Source organism: Burkholderia ubonensis subsp. mesacidophila (assembly GCF_002097715.1).
GTDB lineage: Bacteria > Pseudomonadota > Gammaproteobacteria > Burkholderiales > Burkholderiaceae > Burkholderia > Burkholderia mesacidophila.
Genome location: NZ_CP020738.1, coordinates 261,149 through 283,168, shown reverse-complemented (window position 1 = coordinate 283,168; position 22,020 = coordinate 261,149). Strand labels below are relative to the sequence as shown.

Annotated in this window: 10 protein-coding genes, 2 tRNA genes and 1 rRNA gene; 2 read left to right on the top strand and 11 right to left on the bottom strand. The window is 63.9% G+C overall.

All coding sequences use genetic code 11. From position 1 onward, the window contains the following. Nucleotides 1–64 precede the first annotated feature (64 nt). From B7P44_RS18840 to B7P44_RS18815, 5 genes are all read right to left on the bottom strand, one after another. Nucleotides 65–140, bottom strand: a tRNA-Ala gene (locus B7P44_RS18840). Nucleotides 141–177: 37 nt separating this feature from the next. Then, a tRNA-Ile gene (locus B7P44_RS18835) sits at nt 178–254 on the bottom strand. 63 nt (nt 255–317) lie between these two features. After that, nucleotides 318–1,850 (bottom strand): 16S ribosomal RNA (locus B7P44_RS18830). Between the two features lie 577 nt (nt 1,851–2,427). Continuing rightward, nucleotides 2,428–5,310, bottom strand: a complete 2,883-nt coding sequence (locus B7P44_RS18820; RefSeq protein ID WP_084907184.1) for a bifunctional YncE family protein/alkaline phosphatase family protein — start codon at nt 5,308–5,310, stop codon at nt 2,428–2,430. A gap of 241 nt (nt 5,311–5,551) precedes the next feature. Next, nucleotides 5,552–6,772, bottom strand: a complete 1,221-nt coding sequence (locus B7P44_RS18815) for an alpha-hydroxy acid oxidase (protein WP_084909893.1) — start codon at nt 6,770–6,772, stop codon at nt 5,552–5,554. Nucleotides 6,773–6,872: 100 nt separating this feature from the next. Between B7P44_RS18815 and B7P44_RS18810 the strand changes: the two genes are divergently transcribed. After that, nucleotides 6,873–7,760 (top strand): LysR family transcriptional regulator, encoded by an 888-nt coding sequence (locus B7P44_RS18810; protein WP_084907182.1) that lies wholly within the window; start codon nt 6,873–6,875, stop codon nt 7,758–7,760. 42 nt (nt 7,761–7,802) lie between these two features. Here B7P44_RS18810 and B7P44_RS18805 read toward each other — a convergent pair whose 3' ends face one another. The 3 genes from B7P44_RS18805 to B7P44_RS18795 all read right to left on the bottom strand — a co-directional run bounded on the left by B7P44_RS18805 (nt 7,803) and on the right by B7P44_RS18795 (nt 15,701). Beyond that, complete coding sequence (locus B7P44_RS18805; RefSeq protein WP_084907180.1) at nt 7,803–9,122, bottom strand: MFS transporter; 1,320 nt, start codon at nt 9,120–9,122, stop codon at nt 7,803–7,805. Between the two features lie 309 nt (nt 9,123–9,431). Continuing rightward, complete coding sequence (locus B7P44_RS18800) at nt 9,432–14,054, bottom strand: two-partner secretion domain-containing protein (RefSeq protein WP_162296948.1); 4,623 nt, start codon at nt 14,052–14,054, stop codon at nt 9,432–9,434. Between the two features lie 156 nt (nt 14,055–14,210). Further along, nucleotides 14,211–15,701, bottom strand: a complete 1,491-nt coding sequence (locus B7P44_RS18795; protein WP_162296949.1) for a ShlB/FhaC/HecB family hemolysin secretion/activation protein — start codon at nt 15,699–15,701, stop codon at nt 14,211–14,213. Nucleotides 15,702–15,925: 224 nt separating this feature from the next. Here B7P44_RS18795 and B7P44_RS18790 point away from each other — a divergent pair, with 224 nt between their 5' ends. Continuing rightward, nucleotides 15,926–16,111: a hypothetical protein gene (locus B7P44_RS18790; protein ID WP_084907174.1), complete on the top strand. Its 186-nt coding sequence runs from the start codon at nt 15,926–15,928 to the stop codon at nt 16,109–16,111. A 554-nt stretch (nt 16,112–16,665) separates the two neighbouring features. Here the strand turns inward: B7P44_RS18790 and B7P44_RS18785 are convergent. From B7P44_RS18785 to B7P44_RS18775, 3 genes are read right to left on the bottom strand one after another with little or no spacing between them, the layout of a single operon-like run. Next, a complete protein-coding gene (locus tag B7P44_RS18785; protein WP_157915384.1) occupies nt 16,666–16,980 on the bottom strand; it encodes an acyl carrier protein in 315 nt (104 codons plus the stop codon). A gap of 20 nt (nt 16,981–17,000) precedes the next feature. Continuing rightward, the gene (locus B7P44_RS18780; RefSeq protein WP_084907170.1) at nt 17,001–18,719 is read right to left on the bottom strand and encodes a PhpK family radical SAM P-methyltransferase; all 1,719 of its coding nucleotides are present in this window, start codon (nt 18,717–18,719) and stop codon (nt 17,001–17,003) included. A 21-nt stretch (nt 18,720–18,740) separates the two neighbouring features. Next, nucleotides 18,741–21,998 carry a non-ribosomal peptide synthetase gene (locus B7P44_RS18775; RefSeq protein ID WP_162296950.1) on the bottom strand — a complete coding sequence of 1,086 codons (3,258 nt, stop codon included), beginning with the start codon at nt 21,996–21,998 and terminating at the stop codon, nt 18,741–18,743. Nucleotides 21,999–22,020 lie beyond the last annotated feature (22 nt).

Below are 22,020 nucleotides of genomic sequence, written 5' to 3'. Positions count from 1 at the left end.
ACTGGCTCAATCGCCAATGACAAAGACTCGAACAATCATCATTCGAATGTTTGTCATTGAAGATTGGTGGAGGCAGACGGGATCGAACCGACGACCCCCTGCTTGCAAAGCAGGTGCTCTCCCAGCTGAGCTATGCCCCCATGTACAGAGACTTCCCCAGGTTTCCACGTCAGACAATGGTGGGTCTGGTTGGATTCGAACCAACGACCCCCGCCTTATCAAGACGGTGCTCTAACCGACTGAGCTACAGACCCCTGAGTCTGTCTTGATTTACAGCCGATAAGCGTGAGCGCTCAACTTGTGCGAGATAGCTCTAGAAAGGAGGTGATCCAGCCGCACCTTCCGATACGGCTACCTTGTTACGACTTCACCCCAGTCATGAATCCTACCGTGGTGACCGTCCTCCTTGCGGTTAGACTAGCCACTTCTGGTAAAACCCACTCCCATGGTGTGACGGGCGGTGTGTACAAGACCCGGGAACGTATTCACCGCGGCATGCTGATCCGCGATTACTAGCGATTCCAGCTTCATGCACTCGAGTTGCAGAGTGCAATCCGGACTACGATCGGTTTTCTGGGATTAGCTCCCCCTCGCGGGTTGGCGACCCTCTGTTCCGACCATTGTATGACGTGTGAAGCCCTACCCATAAGGGCCATGAGGACTTGACGTCATCCCCACCTTCCTCCGGTTTGTCACCGGCAGTCTCCTTAGAGTGCTCTTGCGTAGCAACTAAGGACAAGGGTTGCGCTCGTTGCGGGACTTAACCCAACATCTCACGACACGAGCTGACGACAGCCATGCAGCACCTGTGCGCCGGTTCTCTTTCGAGCACTCCCGAATCTCTTCGGGATTCCGACCATGTCAAGGGTAGGTAAGGTTTTTCGCGTTGCATCGAATTAATCCACATCATCCACCGCTTGTGCGGGTCCCCGTCAATTCCTTTGAGTTTTAATCTTGCGACCGTACTCCCCAGGCGGTCAACTTCACGCGTTAGCTACGTTACTAAGGAAATGAATCCCCAACAACTAGTTGACATCGTTTAGGGCGTGGACTACCAGGGTATCTAATCCTGTTTGCTCCCCACGCTTTCGTGCATGAGCGTCAGTATTGGCCCAGGGGGCTGCCTTCGCCATCGGTATTCCTCCACATCTCTACGCATTTCACTGCTACACGTGGAATTCTACCCCCCTCTGCCATACTCTAGCCTGCCAGTCACCAATGCAGTTCCCAGGTTGAGCCCGGGGATTTCACATCGGTCTTAGCAAACCGCCTGCGCACGCTTTACGCCCAGTAATTCCGATTAACGCTCGCACCCTACGTATTACCGCGGCTGCTGGCACGTAGTTAGCCGGTGCTTATTCTTCCGGTACCGTCATCCCCCGACCATATTAGGATCAAGGATTTCTTTCCGGACAAAAGTGCTTTACAACCCGAAGGCCTTCTTCACACACGCGGCATTGCTGGATCAGGGTTTCCCCCATTGTCCAAAATTCCCCACTGCTGCCTCCCGTAGGAGTCTGGGCCGTGTCTCAGTCCCAGTGTGGCTGGTCGTCCTCTCAGACCAGCTACTGATCGTCGCCTTGGTAGGCCTTTACCCCACCAACTAGCTAATCAGCCATCGGCCAACCCTATAGCGCGAGGCCCGAAGGTCCCCCGCTTTCATCCGTAGATCGTATGCGGTATTAATCCGGCTTTCGCCGGGCTATCCCCCACTACAGGACATGTTCCGATGTATTACTCACCCGTTCGCCACTCGCCACCAGGTGCAAGCACCCGTGCTGCCGTTCGACTTGCATGTGTAAGGCATGCCGCCAGCGTTCAATCTGAGCCAGGATCAAACTCTTCAGTTCAAACCTGTTACTGTTTTCGGTTCCGTAGAACCGGTCGCTCACTCAAAGCTGACAGGAATATGAATTGCTTCATAAACCTGACTTACTTTAGTGTGAGACTCTTGATACTTTTGCTAATCCGATCCAAGGATCGGCTCGCTGTCATCAAGCGCCCACACTTATCGGCTGTTAATTTTTAAAGAGCATTTCTGCGAGAAGTACCGCTTTCTCGGCAGCGCTGCGTTGTCAGCAGCAGAGAAACGAGATTATGAACTCTGTTTCGCAGTTCGTCAACAACTTTTTTTACTACATCGTTGCGACTGCGGGGTTCATCTTCCTCGGCGACCCCGGCGCCTGAACCCAGACACCCGAACCGCTTCGCTTCCCCTCTTCCGCGCCGCGTTGCCGTTAGCGCGAAAGAGGCGTGATTCTAGGCACGTCCCGCGCCAAGCGCAAGGGGTTTCGTGAAATAAATTCAAAAGCCCCCGTGCGCTGCCGCGCACGGGGGCTTTTGCGTTGATGAACCCGGCGTCGCAGCACGCGTAGCCGGTTTGCATTCTTCTATATATAGAAGGAGAACGCGTGGCCGCTCAAACGATCAGTCGTCGTCGCGGCTCGCCACCTTCTGCGTGCGGCCCTTGAGCTTCGGATACGGCTTCGGGCCCATCATGCCCTTCCACAGCACGCGGTTGAACTGATCCGCCGGCACCTCGTCGGCATCGTCGAAGTTGAACTTCGCGGTCACCTTCGCCCAGTACGCCGCATCATGTTTCGGCGTGACATCCGACCCGGCCGCATATTGCACGCTCGCGTCCGCCCCCTGGGCCAGCTGCAGCCCGGTGGTCTTCAGCACCGTCGATGCAACGGCCGTGTAGTTCCACGAAGCCGGACCGTGCACGTCGAACACGTCGGTCATCGGGCGCTGGTACGCGGTGTTCAGGTTCATGTGCTGCGTGCCGAGCACGTCCTCGATCGTGCGCAGCGCGTTGACCTGGCTGTAACGCGTCCGGACCACCGCGCCCTGCTTCACGTACGGCCCGATGATGTATGCGGGCCCGCGGTGCGAATCCACGTGATCGGGACCGTCCTGCACGTCGTCCTCGGTCACGACGATCAGCGTGTCGTTCGCATACGGGCTCTTCGCAACGGCCTCGACGAGCCGGCCGACTGCCAGATCGTTGTCCGCTTGCTGCGTTTCCGGCGTGTTCACGCCGGCGAACGCCGTGCCGAACGCCCCCATGTGATCGTGGGACAAACGCACCAGCGACAGCGTAGGCAGGTTGCCGCCCGCGACGTACTGGTCGAACTCGTGCTTCCACTCATTGAGACGCCACTGATCCGGGTAGGTCTGGTCGAAGCCGCGGAAGAATACGTCGGTCATCGATGCGAGCCTCGGATCGAGCGCGGCGGCCTGGACGACGCCTGCCGCGCGCGGATCCATGATCGGGTTCGCGGCCGTGCCGATGCTGCCGATGTTGTTCACGAGGAAACCGTAGTTGCGGACCGTGCCGCCGGCTGCGAGCACCGCGTCGAAGATGTAGCCTTGCTGGCGGCCGAACGGCGCATCGGACGACGCGTGATTGCCGGTGCCGGGCAGCAGGTTCGCCGCGCCGCCCGGAAGGCCGGCGGCGGCATTGCTGTAGTTCGTGGTGCCGGCCGGGCCCGCCGCCGCGTCGCGTTGCTGCACCGTCTCCCAATTCACCGGCACGTTGCGGTTCGAGCCCTCGCTCTCATAGGAGAGGCCACGGTTGACCGCTGCGTAGTTGATCTGCTGGGTAATCGTCTCGGTGTTGGTGACACGCCCCTGGAGCGCCCACGACCAGCCGTCCATACTGCCGTCGCCCGGGTTCATGAAGTTGTCGAGCGTCACGAACTGGCTCGCCAGGCGATGGAAGTTCGGCGTGATGCCCCGGCCGAACTGGGCCAGCCTCGGATCGCCGTTGGCGCCGTTGCCGATGTCGCCGAGCACCTGGTCGAACGTGCGGTTTTCCTTGACGACGTAGATCACGTGCTTGATGTGACGGCGCAGGAAACCCATCACTTCGCGATCCTGGTCGTTGTCCTCCGGACGATAGAAGTTGTTGCGCGCGGCCTGCTGCGTCAGCTGCGGCAACTCGCTGGCCGCCGGCACCGGCGCGCTCACGAGCGACGCGCGCTCGAGCTGGAACTGGTACTCGTTCGACGCGCGCGACGCGGCGGCCTGCGCCGGGGTCGCGCCGAACAGATGGTCCGGATTCGGGCCGGTCGCACTCTTGCCGTTGACCACGTACATCCACGTACCGTCGGCGCTGAACGTCACGTCATGCGGCTCGAACGCGGTCGGGATCAGCCCGGTGACACGGTATGCGCGCGGGCCGACGAGCGGGATGACGGCGATCTCGTTCGCGCCGGCGTTGGTCGCGTAAAGCGTGCGGCCGTCGCGCGACAGCGTGACCGAGTACGTCGCCGCACCGGTGTGCGCCTGGCCATGCGCCAGCACGCCCGCCGGCGCACGCGCGTCGATCCGGGTCACGACCGCATTGCTGTTCGTATCGATCACCGCGACCTGGTCGGCGTTGTCCTGCGCGACGAACAGCATCGATTGCGACGCGTCGAGCGTCATGCCGAGCGCGCTGCCGTCCAGCTTGATGCGCTTGATCAGGCGGCCGTGGGACGGCGACGAAATATCGATCGCGACGATCTCGCGATCGCGATCCGACGACACGTACGCGACACCGTTGCCCTTGACGACCACCGCGAACGGAAAGGTGCCGCCGGCGTCGCCGCTCCGGCCTTCGTTACCGGAGAAGAACGGACGCAGGTCGTGCTCGTAACGCACGCTGTTGGTCGCGGTATCGATCACGCTGATCGAATCGTTGTAATTGTTCGCGACGACGAGCGTCTTGCCGTCGGACGACAGCGCGAGACCGGCCGCGTTCGGCTGGACGCGAATGCCGACGCCCTTGCCGTTGTGGCCGAGCGCAATCGTGCTCGACAGCGCCCATGCGCCGCCTTGTCGGGCGTAGACGTAAACCGCGTCGTCGCTGCCGCCCGTCGCGTAAAGCTTGCCGCCGTCGTGCGAGAAGACCAGGCCGACGAACGCGTTGGTCTGCTGGAGCACCTGCTTCAGCGCCGGGCGGGTCTTGTTCGCGCCCGACACGTCGTACAGGAAGATGTATTGCGTCGAGTTCGCGGTGTCGACCGTGCCGTCCGGACGGTACAGCGAATTCTGTCCGGCGGTGATGATCGCGAGCGTCTTGCCGTCCGGGCTCAGTTGCGAGCGCACCGCTTCGCCCGCGACGAAATGCGGGTAGGCCGGCAGGCCCGGATTCAGAAACTGCTGGACCGCGCCGCGCACGGCCAGCGGCGTGACGAACTGACCGCTCGGCACGCGAGCGGCATCCGTGGCGCTGAACCCGTCGGCGCGAGCGTGTGACGCAAGAAGCACGGCGGACATGACGGCTCCGAGCCGGAGCACGCGCTTGACGTTGCAGTGTTTCATAGGATTCCTCATGACATTGGAAGGACGGGTGTCGTCTGACAGGACCGACATGATCGTGGCGTCGTCAGACCGTGTCGCACTGCGGCGAGGGTCCGTGCCGATCAATCGAAGGTGTCGCGTCGGCGCCCCGGCATTACATTCCCGCCCAATGTCAAGCGGATGACCGGTCCGATTCCGGACCAGCCTATTACAACTGGTTACAGCAAAGACTTTTCCGTGACAGCGATGACAGCGCCGCCGGTCAGCGCTTGCGGACCAGAATTTCGGATGTGAGCTCGCCGCAGCCGTTTGCGCCCACCATCGCCATGTCGCGATCGATTTCTTCCTGCAGCAGCCGGATCGCATGCGTCACGCCCGACTCACCCGCGACGGCGGCCGCATAATTGAACGGGCGTCCCACGAACACCATGCGCGCGCCGAGCGCCAGTGCCTTGAGCACGTCCGCCCCCCGCCGAAAACCGCTGTCGACCATCACCGGATACTCGCTCCCCACGGCGTGCACCACGTCCCGCAGGATCCGCATCGGCGACGCAGCGCCGTCCAGCTGGCGGCCGCCATGATTGGACAGAATGATCCCGTCCGCGCCCGCCTCGCGCGCGGTGACGGCATCCTCGACACTCAGGATGCCCTTGATGACCAGCTCGCCCTTCCATTGCTGCCGGATGCGCGCCAGGTGTTCCCAGTTGAGGTGGTCGCGCGCGGAGAAATCCCGCAGCACGTTGGCGGAGAGGATCGGCGCGCCGCGCGTCGCGAAGGAATTCTCGAAGTGGGGCATGCCGTGTGCGGCCAGCGTCCGTGCGAAGGTGCCCAGCAGCCATCGCGGCCGTGTCAGACCATCCCAGCAAAGGCGCAGGCTGGGGCGCAGCGGCGTCGAGAAGCCCGCACGGACGTTGTTTTCCCGGTTGGCCGACACGGGGATGTCCACGGTGATCACCAGCGTCCGGTAGCCGGCGCGCGCAATGCGCTCGAGCAGCGCGCTGATGCGGGCATGATCGCCCGGAATGTACGCCTGGAACCACGTTCCCGGCGCAGCCGCGGCAACGTCTTCCAACGGAATGAGCGATGAGCCGCTCATGATGGAGAGAATCCCGGCCGCCTGCGCCGCGCGTGCCAGCACGATGTCGCCCCGATACGTCGACAGCGCATTGATGCCCATCGGCGCGATGCCGAAAGGCGACGCAAATCGCTGACCGAACAATTCAACCGTCTGTTGCCGCCGGGAAACGTCACGCAGTACGCGCGTCAGCAACCCGTATTCCTCGAACACCGCACGGTTGTCGTCCAGCGTGCGGTTGTCTTCCGCGGCACCGCTGACGTAACCGAAGATCGGACGCGGCAAGATCCGCCGCGCGCGGGCCTCGAAGTCGTGCAGGCTCAGCATGTTCCGCAACGCACGGGGCGGTACGCCGGCGCTGGCCGCAGGTTGGCGCGCTTCCGCGATTCGAGAGGTAACGGTGGTCATCAATGAGTTTCCCTGAAACGACGCTGCCATTCTAGGTAGCCGCACCATCGAATAAAAGCGATAATGTTCAAACGAAATCGTTCGAAAAAAGTGAAATACCTTGGCGACTCCGACTTTCAAGCAGCTGGATGCGTTTTACTGGGCGGCGACCTCCGCGAATTTCGCAACCGCGGCGCAGCGGCTCAACCTGTCCATTTCCTCGTTGTCCAAGCGGATCAACGAACTGGAGCAGGCCACGGGGCGCGTGCTGTTCGACCGCAGCGGCCATCGGGCCGTGTTGACGGAGGATGGCGAGACGTTGCTGCCCGCCGCGATCCGGGTGCTGGAATCCGTGGCTGCGTTGCAGGATGCGTTCGCGCAGGACAAGGGATTGACCGGTCGCCTGAGCTTCGGCGTGGGCGAGCTGTCCGCTTTGACCTGGCTGCCGCGATTCGTGGCAGCCGTCCAGAAATTGCATCCGCAATTGAGGCTGGAGCCGTACGTCGACGTCGGCGCCGTGCTCGAAGCCAAGGTCGATGCAGGCGAGCTCGACTTCGCGGTGATCGCGGGTCGTTCGTCGCGCGGCAGCATCCTGTCGCAGCAGGTGACGGAGGCCCGGTTTGCATGGATGGCGTCGGAGCAACTGGTCGGCGGCGCACGCACGTTGACGCCCGCGTTGCTGGAGCAGCACCCGCTCGTCACGTTGCCCGCCGGCGCCGGCACGACGCACGTGCTGGACGAGTGGTTGCTGGCGACCGGCGTCAATCATGCGCGCCGAATCACGTGCAACAACTGGAGCGCGCTGGCGGGCATGATGCGCGAAGGTGTCGGCATCGGCTTCCTGCCTGCCGATTGGGCCGCCGCGCACATGGACGCGGCGCTGGTGCGATTGACGAGCAAGCCCGCTTTGTCGCCGCTTCCCTATGCGTTTCAGTGGCGGCGCGGCGACATGCGCGCACTGATTCCAGCGATGCTGGCGCTGGTGCGGCAGTACGCGGATTTTCGCTAGTCCAGCCAGCGCGTTGCTGCGCCGGGCGCCCGGTCGTGGCGCTCAATCCTGATCGATGCAGGATACTTTCTTCGGATCGGGCATCCACAAATAGCACAGCAGCGACACCAGCACGCATGCGGACACATACCAGAAGAACCAGCTTTCGTGCCCGATGCTCTTGGTCCACAGGGCGATGTACTCGGCCGTGCCGCCGAACAGCGACACCGTGATGGCATAGGGCAACCCCACGCCCAGCGCGCGGATGCCGACCGGAAACAGTTCGGCCTTGGCCACCGCGCTGACGGACGAATACAGGCTGACGATCAACAGCGCAGCCAATATCAGCATGAGCGCGCCGCCGATGCTCTGAACCTTGGTCAGCTCGTGGAAGATCGGCACGGTGCATACCGTTCCCAGTACGCCGAAGGCGATCAGCAACGGGCGGCGGCCGATCCGGTCCGACAAGCTGCCGAACACCGGCTGCAGCAACACGAACACAATCAGGCTGACCACCGACACCATGGAAGCGTCGGCCTTGCTCATCCCCGCGCTATTGACCAGAAACTTCTGCATGTACGTCGTGTACGCGTAGAACGCGACCGTGCCACCGAGCGTCAGGCCGGCGACGATCAGGCATTCGCGCTTGTGCTTGAACAATGCCGCCAGGGACGGCGGCGGGCGCTTGTGCTTGCGGGCCAGTTCGAACGATTCGGTTTCTTCCATGTTCCGGCGCAACAGGATTGCCGCGCAGGACGCCAGGGCCCCGATGAGGAACGGGATGCGCCAGCCCCAGCTTTCCAGCTGCTCGGCGGTCAGGAAGAACTGCTGCAGCACCACGAGCACGGCCATCGCCAGCAACTGACCGAGCGAGAGCGTCGCGAACAGAAAGCTGGAGTAGAAGCCGCGGTTCGTCTTGTCGGCCATTTCGCTCAGGTAAGTGGCCGAACTGGCGTATTCGCCGCCGAGGCTCAACCCCTGCACGAGACGCGCGGTCACCAACAGAATGGGCGCCGCCAGGCCAATGCTGTTGTAGCCCGGCGTCAGGCCGATGATCAACGAGCCCGCGCACATCGCCAGCACCGAAACGAGCAAGGCCGCCTTGCGCCCCTTGCGGTCGGCATACAGGCCGACCAGCCAGCCGCCGATCGGACGCATGACGAAGCCGACGGCAAAGATGGCCGCGGTATTGAGCAACTGGACCGTCTGGCTGCCGCTCGGGAAGAAGACCTTGGCGAAATACAGCGAAAAGGCCGAATACACGTACCAGTCGTAATACTCGATGAGGTTCCCCACCGAGCCGCTGAAAATGGAGCGAAGGTGCGCGAATGTCCCGGTCTGCCGGACGCCGGCGGTAGGTGCGAGGGGGCTGGCTTTGGGCACGTCTAGTCTCCGTTTCGGTTATTTCAATTGCGCGCGTGGGCGGCCGAAGACGGCGTGCAATTGGGTGCCGTGAGAGTAAACGGAGGCACTGAGCCACGAAAAGCGAAAAAAATTGAACGAATTTGTTCGCCAAAGTGAAATCCCGCGGGCGGATTCACGGGCGCTCAAGCCGAATTCGCTTCGCGAAGGCTGACGAAAGCGGTGCATCAAGATGCGTTGGCTGCCGTCTTCTTCGATCCAGTCGCGCCCGCAAAAAAAAACGCCTGGGGCTGCCCGCCCCAGGCGATCGAGCCAACCAGGATCAGACGGTTACTTCAGGCCGACTGAGGCATTGATCTCGGTGTCTTTCGCACTCACGTTGACGTTGCCGTTGATCGGCCACTGAAACGGATTGCCATTGGCAGAGGATCCCGACACCGGCGCACCCGGCAATGCAGATGCTGCCCCGCTGAAATCGACGCGGTATGCGGAATCGCGGTAGCCCGTGGTCGTGACCGCTGCCCCGCCAAAGCCGGCGCCACCGTCGCTGCTCACGTTCGCGGCATTGATCGTCACTTGCCCGCCGCCCGCCGTCACGTTCATCTGCCCGGCGTGAACGGTGCTGACCTGGGTGCTCGCCGTGTTGTCGAGCGTCAGCGCCACGTTGCCCTTCGGGTTGAGCGCCGCGGCGCCGTCCTTGGCCACTGCATTGCCGATTGTCTTGATGGCGTCGGCTGCCGTCGTCTGGCCGGCGGGAATCGGAACGTCGTTCGCGCTCGCCGCGAAACTGAAGCGGAACGTGTCCTTCCGATTCTGAGCGGACGACACCGACACGTTGCCGCCGGCTTGCCCGTTCAGCACGCCGGCCTGCAGGTTGGTCTGCAGCGTGATGTCCTGCCCGGCGGCGAGATTGACGGTCCCGGCGTTGATCTGCCCAACTTGATACGTCGTGCTGTTCTCGCCGTCGACGCCAACTTGCGCATTGGCGCCGAGGTTGACCAGCCGCTTGTCGTTCGAGCCAGCCGTCCCGCCGCCACCAACGTTCCAGTTCGCCTTATGCGTCTCGCCCTTGGCGGCGATGACGGACACGTTGCCGGACTGGTTGCGGATGGTCAGGTTGTCGGCCTTGATGCTGGCGCCGACGACTGCAAGGTCATGGTCCCGGCTGTCGCCGATCAGGCTCACGTTGCCGGCCACGATACTGCCGCCATGCGCTTGCGACGCGCTTTCGCTGACCACGTTCACGCCGGCGCCGAGCGTCCCGCCGCCGATCGACGCGCCACCGGCACCCGGAAGCAGGGTGACCGAAACATTGCCCTTCGTACCGATGCCGAAGGCGTCATGGTGGTCGTAGCCGGCATCGAATGCGACCTTGGCCGCCTGCATCGTGACGTTATCGCCCTTGAGCGTTGCGCCTTGCACCACCGCCGAGTTGCCCGCCGAAATGGCAATGCTTTTGCCGGAAACGCCGGCGGCCACGGCCTGGCTATCCCGCGCGTTTTGATAGTTCACGCCGCCATTGACGGAAAACGACGACGGCACGATCACGCCGGCAGCCGGAACGGCGGTCGCGCCCAGGCTGCCGCCGGCCGATACGCCCGCCTGGACTTGCCATTGGCGATTGCTGGCCTGCGCAACGGTGACGTCCTGCCCCGCGGCCAGCGTCACGTGATCGGCAGCCGCGATGTTCATCGCCGACGACAGCGTGTTGTCCGCCTGAATCGTCACGTTTTGCGCGTTGATATTGCCGAGTACCGCCTGCGCGTTGCCGGTCTGCTGATACTGGTACGCGCCATTGGCGCTCGCCTGCACGGTGAAGTCCTGGAACGTGACCGTGCTCGCGCTCACCTTGGCGCCCGCGCTGCCCGTCCGGACGGTCGTGACCTGCGAATTTTCAGCGGCATTGCCCGCATACGTGCCGGCGTGGATGTTGACGTCACCCGCGGCGGCATATTGCGTGCCGACGTCCGTCACGCTGCGGCTTCCATTCACGTTGATCTGCCCGCCGGAGAGCTTGCTGACAACGGCCGTGGTGTTGACGGCAGTCGAGGCAGCGCCCTGGCCGTCGACTCCCAGCTCGGCGGTCAACGGTGCAGAAAGCATCGCGTTTGCTGCGAACGCGACCTTGCCGTCGCCGCTGACGACCGTGCGGGTCGTCGTGTTCGCTGCCGCGTCGTTGACGACGTCGCGCGCGGTCAGGCTGATCGTGCCGGGCGTGGTCACCACGGTGCCCGTGTTCCGCAACGTCTGATCGGCCCGCATCGCGACATTGCCGGATGCCTGAACAGTCGACACGATCGCCTGATGCGCTTCGTTGCGGGCATGGGTCTGCTGCGTGCCGGCCTGGGCGCCGATGCCAACCTGACCGACACCGATCTTGCCGATGCCGTCGACGAAGCTGGCGATGCTGCTGGTGTCGACGTTCGTGAGCTGGCCGCTCACATACACGCCAGCCCCGGTGACGTTGGTGTCGTCGAAATTGCTGGTCACCTTGCTGTCACCGGCCCCGACGCTCACGTTCTGTCCGGCCAGCTTGACGTCGCCGGCGGTAGCCGAAATCCGGCTGCCCTTGAGGTCGATCGCCGTATCGCCCTGAAGCGTCACCGTGCCGCCGCTCAGCGTGCTGGCGGTCGCCACGCCGCTGCCTTGGCCGACGGTGTGCGTCACGCCCTGCAGCCCGATTCCCGCGGTCACGTTCAGCGTGGTTCCCGACGTGCTGTGCTGAACGTTCGGCACGGTACCGAGCGTGAAATCCTGCGTCGTGGTCGACGTCTGCGCATCGGCAATGTCGCTGCGAATCGTGCCGGCGGCATGGACGTTCAAGGCGCCGCCCGCAGTGACGCTGCTGCCCGTCAACGAGATGTCCTTCGCGCTGTTCACCTGAATGGCGCCTTGCGAGGCGATCGCCGATGCGACCGTGGTGTCGCTGTCGCGCTGCGACGTATGGCTCTTGTCGGTGATATTGAATGCGGTGCCGTGCCGGTCGTTCTGCAACGTCTCCGTGTGGTTGGACACATGCCCGATGCTGACGCCGCCGTTGGCGGACGCCAGTTGCACGCCGCTGCTGCCGCTCAGCGTGCTGCCCACGACGTTCACGCCGCCGTCGCCTTGCACGGACACGTTCCGGGCGTTGATCGCGCTCCCGTGTTGCGTCGTGGCGGTTGTCCGCGTGCCATGCGTCTCGCCGCCGCCAATCCCGCCCCAGTACACGAAGTTCTGTTGCTGGCTCTGCTCGTTCTGGCTGGATTGCGCGCCGATGGTCGTCGTTCCGTGGCTCGCAATCGCAACCTGCGCCGCATCGACTTGCGCGCCGAGCAGGCTCACGTCCGCCGCGCTGCCGATACTGACGTTGTTGCCGGCCTGAATGGTGGTGCCGTGGTAAGTCTGCTCCGTGCCGGACGTCACCTGCTGACCGGTCTTGAGCGCGGCGGTTTCATTGACGTAGCGGTTGGCCGTCACGGTCCCATTCCGGGCGACGGTACCACCGAGCGTCACGCCCTGGCTGCCGTCGACGGCGACCGATCCGCCGGCCGCGATCGCGGCGGCGTTCACGCTCACCGCGCCGCGCGTCGCATGGATGCCGATGTCCCGATCCGCATGCCAGTCGTTGCCGTACAGCGTTTGCGCCTGCTGGTCCTGCCGGGTCGAGTTGCTCCAGAATATTTTGCCTTGCTTGTCGGTGCTTGAAGCAGTACGGGTCGTCACGGTACTGTCGAGCGCGACGCTGCCCGCCGTCACGTTCACGTTGCGCGCATCGATCTGCACGGCATTCAGGCTGGCCTTGCCGGCCGCGTTCAGGCTGACGTCGCCGCCGTGGATTTGCGTCGCCGCGAACGTTTCGGTGTGGCTGGCGCCCGATGTCGCGTGGGTTCCACTGAACCATGAACCGCTGGAACTCGGCGCGGTCGTGGCGTCGACGCCCTGCACCTGCCCTTGCATCGCGAGATTGTTCGCCGCAACCGCAATCTGCGGCGCGTCGATCTGGCTGGCGGTGATGGACACATTCCCGGCCGCCTGCATGTCGATGCCCTGACCGGCGTCCAGATTGGCATGAACGCTGGTGCTTGCCTGCGGGTCACTGTTGTAGATGCGAATCGTGCCCGCCGAGATGCTGCCGACGACGGAACCGTCGAGCACCGGAACCGAAGAGGCGGCCGCCTTCTCGTTCGCGGTCAGGTCGTGTCTCCCGAGCCCCGCGTAGTCGACTTGCTGGCGGCCTGCGATGACATTGACGCTGTCGCTGGCCTGAAGGTTGCCGTTGACGTCGACTTTTGGCGCAATCAGGTCCAGCACGGCCGCGCCGGACACGTTGCCGGACACGGCGAGGCCGTTGTTGCCGCCGTTGGCGCCGACCGCAAAGCCGGCGAGGCTTCCGTTCGCCAGCTCGGGCGTGCCGACCACGAGCGATGCACGCGGGGTGTTGATGAAACCGCATCCCGAGCAGGTGATGCCGTTCGGGTTGGCGAGCACATAGTCCGCCGCCATCCCGAAGACTTCCTGCTTGCCCAGCAGCAGCGACGGATTCTTGCTGACCACTTCGTTCAGGATGACCTTGGCCGCCTGCCCCTGCAGTTGCGCGTTTGCGGCCAATTGCCCCGCGAGTTGCGACTGTCCGGCAACCGTCGAATTGTTGAGCACCGCACCCTGGGTGCCGACGTTGAATTTGTTGTACTGATTGAGCGACAGTCCGCCGGCGTTCGGTGCCGCGATGTTGACAACGTCTACGCCGTTATGTTGGCTGACGCCCGTATTCCCGACCGGCACGATATTCTGCGCGTGGGCCGCGTTCATGCTCCATATGGCCAGCCCTACAAGGACGGACAGCTTTCCGGATGCAGACAGTCTGCATGATTTCATCGGGTGCTCAGACATAGGTTCCCCCCCAGTGATCAAAAGCAACAGTTGGTCTTCAAGCTTCTCCGGCGACGTGAAGCCGCCGTTCGTCTCCGTCATGCCACGACAGCTCGATGCCGCTGCTGCCCCTCTGCAATCCGCCGGTCTTGCGCCGGCTGGTTTCGATCTTTCGATGCGCGCTCGACATGCCCGGGCGCGACGCAGGCGCATTCACGCCGGGAATCGGGTCTCTGCGCGGGCGGCACGCGCCGTCGGTTAAAAGCGTGCAACGACCTGGGCCATGAATTCGGTATCCCAAGCATCGCCACTGAATTGCGCAAACGTCCTGCCCTTGCTGAATGCGAGGTCGGCCGACCAGGGTTTCCGGTCGAACGCGACGCCGAGCGTGCCGCTGACGGCGCCCCGCCACTGCCCGCCATGCTGGCGAACGCGGCCCGCGTCGAGGCCGAGGTACGGGCTGAACATCCCGCTTGCGACATGCTGCGGGCTCGAAACGGTCTGCCGCAGATAGAACCCGTAATCGCCGGTCAGGTAGGTATTGCGAAAGCCGCGTATGCTGCCGCGATCCGTGATGCCCATCTGTTCGATCGGCGGCAAGTTGTCCGCGCTGTATTGCGCGGCCAGCACATGGTCGAAGCGGAGGGTCTGCCGGTACGCCTGATACGCGTGCGACCATGACAACGAGGTCGTCGTCTTCCTGAACTGCGAGACCGGCAGGCCGCTTCCGGGAGCATCCTTGTCCGCGCCGAGCCAGCTCAGCCCCTGCTTGTATTCCAGGTTCGCGCCGAGCACGTTGCGGCCCACAAGCGCCGTGTGATTGAGACCGGCGGCGAGCGTCGTGAGGGACGCGCTCTGAATGGCCAGCGTGCTGCCCATGAAGCGGCTCTCCACGACCACGCGCGTCAGTTGCCCATACGCGGAGCTGATATGCGCGCCGTCGCGGGAGAACACATACTCGCCGCGCAGCCCCGCGAACCATGAATTGCCGTCGAGCCGAACCGTATGGATGACCAGCGATGCGAGCGTGCGATAGACCGACGCGCCACCCAGCGCCGAGAATGTCCAGTGGCCGAACGGAATGCTGTAGAGCGCGCCCGCGCTGCGGCTGTAACGAGACGGATCGGTGTGAAGCGTGCTGGTTGCATTGAACGCGAGGCTGTCCGCGAGGCCGGTCGGATTGGACACGCTGAATTGGGCAACGGCCTGCGCGCGGCCCGTACTGCCGGGACCGAAGTTGTTCCAGCCGATCGAGCCATGCACCGCCCCGGCGGGAACGTCCGTCAGCGCAATGACGACATCCCCGTTGCGATCGGGGTACACGTCCATCGTCACGTGATGGCCGGGGAGCCGGTTGGCCTGCTCGAGGCCCTGATCGAGATCGTGCACGTTGACCGGCTCCCCGATCAGGCCCGGGAACAAGCTCGCCGTATTCAAGGACGTGGCGTTGCGTATCGCCGCGACCCTGGCCGGCCTGACCGTCCATGTCAGCGTCCGGCCGACGTGGCTCGAGTCCAGGTTGATGCGGAAATAGCCCTGTTGCAGGAACATCGCGGTAATCAGGCGAGTCAGCTCGCCGAGCCTCTGCGCGGTCACGCAACCTGCGGGCAGCGCGTCCAGCAGCGTTTGCTTCTGTCCGGCGCTCAGCAAGTCGAGCCCCTTCAGCTCGACGGATTGCCATTGCAGGCACGTCGTGCCAAGGTCGGTTGCCGCAGCCGGATTCGCATCGGCCGGCACGGCCTGTTGCAAGGATCTCCGGCGCGATTCCTGCTGCTCAGCCTGCCAGAGATCCTGCAGGTCCTGCATCTGCTGGCGGGGCGTCTGGGCCCCATCGGGTATCGGCGCGGCCGCAGCCTTGCCGCGCGGAACCATGCACAGGAGAACGACGATGCCGATCGCAGCACAAATGGTCGCTTGATGAATTCTTGGGCAATCGCGCATGTTTTTTCTGCATTCGCGATAGTGTGCGTGCGATGGCAACCTACTTCGCGCAATCAACGAATCGAAACCGTGACGAGGTGCGCGTTACGCTTGACATGGGTATCGCGACATCCGTTTTTCTGAAAATTTATGTCATCGGAATCATCGTGATGACCATCATCCAATTGACACATTATCGGCAGCGATTCTCAGCATCTTTAGCCGCCGAGGAAATTTAGAACTTAAAGCCTAGATTTAGCGGCGCGGGAAATGCTTCGCCAAGATTAATCAATGCAATTTCCATTCGATGTCGGCGAGCGATCGAATGTGTCGCAAGCGGTCGATTCATCGACGAATCGATATTCCATGGACAACGATTAAGCGTTGCACAAAAGTGCCATGGATAAGTGCGAGTCCCGATCTTGCAAAGCGCGGAATCGAATGTAGTAAGTAGTATTTGCTTTCCGGATGCCGGGGCCGCTTGCTTCGGACGCCGTGCGAGCGTCCCCGCTACGTCCAGCGCGATCTCGATGAACGCGCACGAAGCAGCCGTCTGGCAGGCGCCCTTGCGCTGCATGAGGACCACCGTTCTTTGCAGCGGTAACGGACATGGGCGAACGTCACGAACGCCGATCGGTTCGACCTGACGTAATCTGGAACGCGCCCCCCGCCGCGACCTGTCGCGGCGGAGCCATTCACCCTTGCAGGCCGCTAGGACAAGTCCCGGCGAACCGCGCAACGGATGACGACGGCAAGGATGCGTGCACGCGACAAAGCGGTTTCGTCTGCTTCATCACGTCACGCTGCCGCCACCACACCGGCCTGACGGCGCCGCGTTGCCGACCTCCGCCGCCGGGCCCGCGAGATGTCGCGCGACCGCGCACACGGTTCGATGCTGATAGAGATCGACGATCGACAACGCGATATCCTGCGCGCGCGCGGCGACCACGACGCGCAGTGCGGTCAGGGACTGCATGCCGTAGGTCTTGAACAGATCTTCACGGCTCGATATCTCCGCACGCTTCAGCACGCCGGAGGCGATGCACAGCAGCGCGTTCTCGATCCGTTCCACCGCCGCAGCGGCAGCGTGGCTTTCCAGGCTCGTCATCATCCGGCTCCGAATCAGGCTCACCGCACCAGAATGGGCAGTACCTTCTGCCGCGCCGGCTCCGCACGCGGTTTCGGCACGGGCATCAGCGTGCGAGGCTGCGCCAGATAGCGGCGGCGCGCCGCCACCGCGATGTCGCGCAACGTGTCCATCACGTAGTCGCGCGCGGCGCAATCCTGAGGCGGCTGGAGCTTCATGCCGACCAGCTCGTTGAAGCCGCGCACAAACGCGGTCACGTCGTCGCGCGCGAAGCCGTGGCGCATCAGATAGTAGATGCTCCAGTCCTCAAAGCCGTTTTGCGGACACCAGACCGAATTCCGGATCTGCAGAAACATCTGCTCGATCAGTGCGCTGGCTTCATGGTTGTCCATGGTCGGGTGCCGCCACTCGAAGCCGCCGCCAACCACGCCGAGCTGCTCGCGGTCGCGCCAGACCGGCGTTGCCGGATCCAGATAGAACAGTTGCGCCCGATAAAACGTCGGCGCATGGGTCTCGATGAATTCCATGGTTTCGAACACCGAGTCGCGAGTTTCCCCGGGGAAACCGATGATGAACGAACCGTAGGTGGTGATGCCGACCTCGCGGAACTTGTCGATCGCCGCGCCGTAGTGCTTCTTGCGAGCCGCCTTGTTCATCAGCTCGAGGATCCGGTCGCAGCCGGATTCGATGCCGAGGAACACGCCTTCGCAACCGGACTCGGCCATCAGTTCGATCGTCTCGGCGTCGCCGTGGTCCGAGCGGTAGAAGGAGTTCCAGCGGAAGCCATAGCCTCGCTCGATCATCAGGCGCAGGATCGACTTGAAGCGGCCTTTGGGCACGTTGAACGTATCGTCGAGGAAGGTCAGCGTCGAGACCGTGCCGAGATTGGCGATCGCGTCGAGCTCCCGCTCCACGTGCCCGATATCGGTGTACACGTAACTGCCCGCCCGTTGGGGGAATCCGCAGAAGTTGCAGGAGAACGGACAGGATTTCGCCGTCCTCAACGACACGAACCGGCCGATCGCCTCCGGGCCGAACAGCGTGTAATCGATCGGCTCGTCATGAAGCTCGTTGCGCTCGGTCTCCAACGGATGGAAGTCGAACCCGTCGCCGGTCGCCACGACGATGTTCGGAATGCCGTCCAGGCTTTCGCCAGCCTTCAGCCTTTCCAGCACCTTCGCGAGCGTCGATTCGCCCTCGGAGCTGATCACGTAGATGTCGCCGCCGATGAAGTCGAACGTCAGCGCCATCTCATCCTGCGTCAATACCTTGTGCTGGCTCGAGATATAGGGACCGCCGATGATGAAGGGCGCATCGATGCCGATCGAGCGCAGGAACTCGACGATCTCGATGATCGGCTGCGGCGATACGTAGACCGTGGTCGTGATCACGACGCTCCGGAAACGCTTCCCCTTGAAACGTTCGGCGAGCTCGTCCCGCTCGCGATGGAACAGGCTGACGTAGTCGAACGAATAGCCGCGCCGGTGCAGGAACGAGCCGAGATAGAGCACGACCGGCCAGACGAAGTCGCAATTCTCGTAGGGCGTGTCGGGCGGCAGGCCCGCCTCCGTCATCAGGTGATTGATCAGGTCAAGGCAGCGCATCGGCTTGCCGTCGACCTCGGTGAACGTCAGGTTCAGGTCGCGGAACGCGCCCGTGTCTTCGCCGGTGCCGCGCATCATGTCCACGAACTCTGAGAAATCCGGGTCGTGAAAGCCGATGATCAGGCAATCCAGGGTCGATTCGTCGAGATGGGTCATGAGTGTCGGTCCACGAAGTGGTCAGGTGCGCTGCGCGCGCGTGAGCGGAGAGAGCCTCGGACGATTGCCGGCCGCAGTCGACTGCTTCAGGCGGTCGACAACCTGGGCAAGACCTTCGGCCGTGGGTTGCTGGTAGAAATCCTTGATCGACACCTGGACGCCGTGCGCTTGCCGGATGCGCGACAGGACCTGCAGCGCGAGCAGTGAATGGCCGCCCGCCTTGAAGAAGTTCTCGCCGGGCGCCAGCTCGCCACGCTTGAGCAGCGTGGAGAACATGCCCGTGATTTCGCCGACGATGCCGCTTTCCGACGCGCGCGGCCGGTCCGCCGCATCGCCCTTCGCCCAATCGATCGCCTCGACCAGCTTCGCCACGTCGGTCTTGCCGCTCGGCTTGACCGGAAAGGTCCCGCTGATCTCGATGCGTTGCGGGACCAGATAGGCCGGCAGCTTCGCGGCGAGGAACTGGCGCAGCGCCTCCACCTGCAGTTCGTGGCCGTGCTCGGCCATCACGAATACCGCCAGCGTCGGATCGCCGTTCGGCGCGACGGCTACCGCGGCCACCGCCGCTTGCGCATGCGGGAACTGCGCGAGACAGCGCTCGATCTCGCCGAGTTCGATGCGAAAACCGCGGAACTTGATCTGATTGTCGGCCCGGCCCCGATGCAGCAGCGTGCCGTCCGGCAGCCACATCGCGAGATCGCCGGTACGATAAAGACGCTGCCCCGGCGTGGTCGCATGCGGATTCGGGACGAAGCGCTCGGCGGTCGCCGCCGGCGCATCGAAATAGCCGCGCGCGAGGTTCGCGCCGGCAATATAGAGCTCGCCGACGGCGCCCGCCGGCAGGAGCGCGAGATCGTCGTCCAGCACGTAGGCCGACAGATTGCCGAGCGGCCGGCCGAGATAGCCATCGCGATGCGCGAGGCGAACCGGCGACGTCGCGCTCCCGTATTGCACGCCTGCCGCGATCACGGTGGCCTCCGTCGGCCCGTAGGTAATCAGCAGCGAAACCTCGCCGTCGCGGTTGACCCGGTCCCAGCTGATCAGCTGATTGGCCCGGATCAGTTCACCGCCGATCACGACCTGGCGGACCGGCGCCGGAATCTGGCGGTTGCGCGCGACCAGCAGATCCAGCCAGACGTTCCAGTAGCCCGCGGTGAAATCGAGAAAGGTCAGCTGGTGCGACACGATCAGGCGCTCCAGCGTGTCGATCGGCACGGGGCGTTCCGGATGGATCACGAGCGTGGCCCCGGTCAGCAGCGGCGCGAAGATCTCCTCGACCGAGCCGTCGAACGCAAAGCTCGAGAACAGCATGCAGCGATCGTCAGCGCGCAGGCCGCTGATCTCGCGAAACGAGTGAACGTGGTTCGACACGCTGGCCCAGGCGATCGCGACAGCCTTCGGATGACCGGTCGACCCCGACGTGTACATCAGGTAAGCCAGCTGGCCGGCATGGCCGCCCGGCGCGGCATGAGGCCGGCCGGCCGCCGCGAAGCCCGCGACGTCGCGATCGAGCGCCGCGCACGGCAACCCGGATCCGGAAACGCGGCAGAGGAAGCGCGACTGCGCGAGCACGAACGACAGGCGCGCATGGTCGATCAGGTAATCGCGCCGCATCGGCGGATCTTCCGGATCGAGCGCGACATAGGCCGCACCGGCCTTCAGGATCCCGAACATGCCGACGATCATGTCGAACGATGCCTCGACGCACAGGCCGACCCGCATTTCCGGACCGACGCCCTGCGCCCGCAGATAGGCCGCCACGTCGTTCGTGAGCCGGTCCAGTTCCGCATAGGACAGCTGCTGGTCACCGAACACGAGCGCCGTCTTGTCGGGATAGACGCTCGCGATCGCATCGAATGACGCCGCGAACCCCGCCTCCAGGTCAAAGTCGCGGCCGGTGGCGTTCCAGTCGCGCAGCAACTGCGCCCGCTCGGACGCGTCGACCAGCGGCGCGCCCGACACCCGCGCGGCCGGTTCGGCAACGAACGCGCCGAGGAGCGTGCGGAACCGGGCCACGAAGCGCCGGATCGCATCGCGGTCGAACATGCCGGCCCGGTATTCGAAGCAGCATGCGAGCCGGCCGTCGTCGGTCGGCCATGCGTCGAGCAGCAGCTCGAATTGCGCGATGACGGGGCAGATATCGAGGGGCTCGCTGCTCAGGCCCGCGAACGCGAGCGACGCGCGCGCGCCCGGATGATAGTTCACGCAGCAACGGAACAGCGGATGGCTGTCGGCGCTGCGTGCCGGATTGAGTTCGCTGACGACCTGCTGGAACGGCACGTCCTGATTCGTATAGGCGTCGAACAGCCGGTCGCGCGTCTGCCGCACGAGATCCTCGAAACTCGGTTCTTCGCCGAGCCGAATCCGCAACACCAGACTATTGACGAGCAGGCCGATCATCGATTCGCTGTCGGCCAGCTGGCGGCCGGACACCAGAAACCCCAGCGCAATATCCCGCTCGTGGGCGTAGCGGCCCAGGATCGCCGCGAACGTCGCGATCAGGATCGCGGCCGGCGGCGCGTGCAGGCGCTGCGCCAGTTCGTCCATCGCCTCGCGAGCACGCGCGTCCAGCATGCAATGCTCGCGCGCGCCGCGGTAATCGTCGCGCGCCGTCACCGGGCGGGTGTCGGTCGGCAGCATGACCGGCGCCGCCGCGTCGGCCAGACTGCCGCGCCAGTGTTCGAGCTGGCGCCGGATCTCCGGCGCGGCCTCCGGTCGGCCCAGCCACGCCGCATACTCGGGGAACTGCATGCGCGGGGCGGACAGTTCCCCGACGTCGCCGCCGCGCATCAGGATGCCGTAGAGCGCGTTCATCTCCTGGATCAGCACGTCGGTCGACCATTCATCGAACACGGTGTGGTGCAACGCGAACATCAACGCGTAATCGTCCGGCGCAGTCTTCGCGACCGTCATGCGCACGAGCGGCCCGTGTTCGAGATCGAACGGTTCGAAGCTGACCGCTTCCGCCAGGCGTTCAAGCTCGTTCGCGGCAACCGTGGCGTCCCGTGCCGACAGGTCGACCACGCGGATGGCGGGCGGCAGCGTCTCGTGCACGATCTGCGACAGGCCGTCCGGCCGGGACGCGAAGACGGTGCGCAGACTGTCGTGGCGGGCAACCAGCGCGCGGAACGCGGCCGCCAGCGCGTCGCAGTCGAGCGCGCCACGCACGCGAAACGCGAACGGGCAGTTGTACAGGTAACGGCCGGCGCTCGCTTGATGCAGGAGCCACAGGCCTTCCTGCTGCGCGGTGGCGGGATAGCTGAATGTGGATGAGGGCATCGACGCTTCTTCGGGGTTCGGG

Coding starts and splice junctions, on each gene's coding strand:
- B7P44_RS18820 (WP_084907184.1), bottom strand. CDS start 5,310: ATGAAACACTGCAACGTCAAGCGCGTGCTCCGGCTCGGAGCCGTCATG.
- B7P44_RS18815 (WP_084909893.1), bottom strand. CDS start 6,772: ATGACCACCGTTACCTCTCGAATCGCGGAAGCGCGCCAACCTGCGGCC.
- B7P44_RS18800 (WP_162296948.1), bottom strand. CDS start 14,054: ATGACGGAGACGAACGGCGGCTTCACGTCGCCGGAGAAGCTTGAAGAC.
- B7P44_RS18790 (WP_084907174.1), top strand. CDS start 15,926: ATGGCAACCTACTTCGCGCAATCAACGAATCGAAACCGTGACGAGGTG.
- B7P44_RS18785 (WP_157915384.1), bottom strand. CDS start 16,980: ATGACGAGCCTGGAAAGCCACGCTGCCGCTGCGGCGGTGGAACGGATC.
- B7P44_RS18780 (WP_084907170.1), bottom strand. CDS start 18,719: ATGACCCATCTCGACGAATCGACCCTGGATTGCCTGATCATCGGCTTT.
- B7P44_RS18775 (WP_162296950.1), bottom strand. CDS start 21,998: ATGCCCTCATCCACATTCAGCTATCCCGCCACCGCGCAGCAGGAAGGC.